2 protein-coding genes are annotated in these 2,949 nt (G+C 68.8%); both read left to right on the top strand.

What is annotated here, in order from left to right:
• The first annotated feature begins 185 nt into the window (after positions 1–185).
• A complete protein-coding gene (locus ACOJUJ_RS03285; protein ID WP_420125415.1) occupies positions 186–1,940 on the top strand; it encodes a hypothetical protein in 1,755 nt (584 codons plus the stop codon).
• Between the two features lie 7 nt (positions 1,941–1,947).
• The gene (locus ACOJUJ_RS03290) at positions 1,948–2,718 is read left to right on the top strand and encodes a hypothetical protein (RefSeq protein ID WP_420125416.1); all 771 of its coding nucleotides are present in this window, start codon (positions 1,948–1,950) and stop codon (positions 2,716–2,718) included.
• Positions 2,719–2,949 lie beyond the last annotated feature (231 nt).

Raw genomic sequence — 2,949 nt, forward strand, 5'->3', positions numbered from 1 at the left:
AAAGCGACTGCAATGGTTCAACTTGCGGATTCGTGTAAACGCATGGAGCGACTTGATCGCTGCCTCCCGTCCCACCTGTATCGCCCCCTCCAGGGACGTTCCCGGTGGGAGAATCCGATCCCCGACCGTTCCCTGCCGTACGCTTCGTTCTTATTCTGCCACGTCTTCAGCCTGACCTGCTGACAATGCGCTTTCCCAACCTCAACTCAAGGCGCGCGGAATCCGCGGCGCCCGCCCCCGCCCCTGCGCCCGCGCCGCCCGGTCCCGCGGATGCGGACTCGACGATCGTGGTGGACGCGGAGAACGGGTGGGCAGTGGGTACCGCCGCCGACCTGACGGAAGTCGATGGCGACCCCGTACACAACGTGCTCAAGCGTACGGAGGTCTGGTTCGGGTACCGCGCGGCCGGGGTGGAGACCGAAGCGCGCGAGCTCGCCGCCGCCCATGCGGAAAAGGGCCAGCCGCGCCACGACCTGCCGCGCACCGAACCGCTGGAGATGGAGGTGCTCCTGGAGCAGCGCGCCCGCGAGGTCCTGTCCGGGTGGGTGGATCGCGTGCACCGGCAGCTGCAGGGCGCCATCGCGGCCGAGACGGAGGCGATCGGAACGCGGCTGGCGGCCGCGCGCAGGGCGGTGGCCAATGCCAGCAGCGCCCGCGCCATCCTGGGCCCGCGCGCCCCGCTCCCCGAGCGCGTGCCTGCGCTGCGCATCGTGCGCGACACACCCGGCGCGCAGGCATCCAGCACGGCCGCGCCCGAGCTTGCGACCGAAGAGATCCACGCCGAGCGGCACCTGAAGAGTCTGTGGTTCTGGATGCTGATGCCGCTGCTAATGCTGGCGGACTTCTTTGCGAACCATCCGGTGTTCGTGGAGCTGTTTCCCGCCAACACCATCGTGGACCAGAGCTTTGCCGAGTGGGAAGAACGGCAGCTGAGCAACGGCCTGTCCGACCTGCACGGCATCGCCACCATGGTCAAGAAGGCGCTGGTGTACCCGGAGCCTTCGGTGCTGGCGCTGGTGGTCGTGCTGCTTCTGCTGTTCCTGGGGCACACCTGTGGCGGGCACGTGCGCACGCTGGTGGCGCTGTACAGGCACCGCAAGGGAAGCGTTTCGGCGTCCAACGCGCACCTCTGGCGGCAGAGCGCGTGGCCGGCCGCGGGCGCGGTGTTGGGCGCCGCGGTGATCGTGGTGATGCTGGCCCTGGCCCGCACCGGGGTGCTGCCCGCGGCCGAGTCGCGCCTGGCCACGGCGCGGCAGGAGCTTGCCACCACGCAGGCCGAGCTGAAGCAGGCGGAAGCGAGCGAAGCGTCGGAGCTGGAGACGGCGGAGAAGCGGCGCGCCGTAACCAACGCGCGCGAGGAAGTGCGCCTGCGCGAGGAGCGGCAGAGCTACGCCAACGCCATCAACGGGATGAACCTTCCCATCGCGGGCCTGAACGCCGCGCTGGTGCTGGCCGCCATCCTGGTGGGCTACCTGCGCGAGGAAAAGCGCTTTTCGGTGGTTCCCCAGAGCGTCGCCGACCACGCGGCCGACCGTGCCCGGCGGCAGGCAGACCTGAGCGTGGAGTTTGGCGACCGGCGCGCGGCGGCCCATCAGGCGCTGGACGAGGTGCGCGCGGGAATGCTGCGCGTGGAGCACCTGCTGGCGGTGGATCTGCTGCGCGACTGGCAGGGAAAGGCCGAACGGCTGCGGGGCGTGGTGTCTACCTTCCGCATTGAGAACGCACGGCTGCGCGGGCTGGACGTGGCCGACATCGCCGCCTTCCGGGTGCCGGTCAGCATCTCGTTTCCGCAGCCGGATCCCGGACGGTTTGCCCTGGAGCGTCCGCGCGCGCTGGATGCCTATCGCATGGAGTGCGAGCGCCTGCAGGACCACCTGCTGGACCTGGACCTTGACCGGCATCCCGAGATGAACGGAGCCGAAAGCATTGCCGCCGACTGAGATGACGATGATGACGATGTTCCGATCCTCCTTGGCGATCCTCGCGCTCGCCTGCTCCGTTGCCTGCGTGGATAAAGGCCAGGCCAATCCGCCTCCCCCACCCCCGCCACCTCCGCCGGCCGCGACGGAGTATGTGGTGGCGGTGGACATGTCCAGCAGCCTGACCCCGACGGAGCGCGAGGGCCACGAAAAGCTGCTGCGTGCGCTGGTCAAGGAGTTGAGCTTTGGCGACCGACTGGTCCTGCTGCCCACGCACGCCGAGGGCATTCGCGACGCCTCCGTTCCGCGGGCGGTCTCCATGCCCATACCCAGCGGCGCGCAGCCGCTAAAGCGGGAGCGGGAAGAGCTGGAGCTTGCGCGCATGACGGCGGACGGGTACGTGACGACGCTGTTCAAGACGGAGCCCGTTACCGGCACGGACCTGTTCGCCACGCTGCACACCGCGGGAGAGCAGGCAGGCCAGGGTAGGGCTGGTGGGCACAAGGTGCTGGTGGTGCTTTCCGACATGCTGCAGTGCGCCCGGGGCGGGGGCGTGTGCATGGAACACGAGGGCGGGCTGCCGGACAGTGCCTGGATCGCCGCGCGGCAGCAGCGGGGGCTCATCCCCTCGCTGCAGGGCGTGTGCGTGGCGGTCGTGGGCGCGGACGCGTCAAAGGCGGAGGGGGTGGACGTGCGGGAGTTCTGGCGCCGCTACTTCCAGTCCGCGGGCGCGGACTTCAGCCCGAGCAGGTACGTTCACAACGCCTCAACGCCGGCGGCGCTGCGCTGCCAGATCTGATCCCATCTCCCGGATTTCGATGTGCAGTGAGGGGAACGATTTTCACGCGGAGGCGCGGAGAAAACAGAAGAGGCGCGGAGGGAGCGCCCCAAACGCCTCCGCGCCTCATCCGTTCCTCCGCGCCTCCGCGTGATGCTTTTCCGTCGTTCCTCTGGATTGCACAACGAACTGCGAGAAATTGGTATTGACTGGTCATCCACCAACACAAAACCGGCCGCCGCGAACGATCTC

Origin of the sequence: Longimicrobium sp. (genome assembly GCF_048594345.1) — a bacterium.
In the GTDB taxonomy this organism is placed as follows: domain Bacteria; phylum Gemmatimonadota; class Gemmatimonadetes; order Longimicrobiales; family Longimicrobiaceae; genus Longimicrobium.

What these genes read in the sequence shown, in the direction of transcription:
- ACOJUJ_RS03285 (WP_420125415.1), top strand. Translation starts at nt 186, where the DNA reads ATGCGCTTTCCCAACCTCAACTCAAGGCGCGCGGAATCCGCGGCGCCC.
- ACOJUJ_RS03290 (WP_420125416.1), top strand. Translation starts at nt 1,948, where the DNA reads ATGATGACGATGTTCCGATCCTCCTTGGCGATCCTCGCGCTCGCCTGC.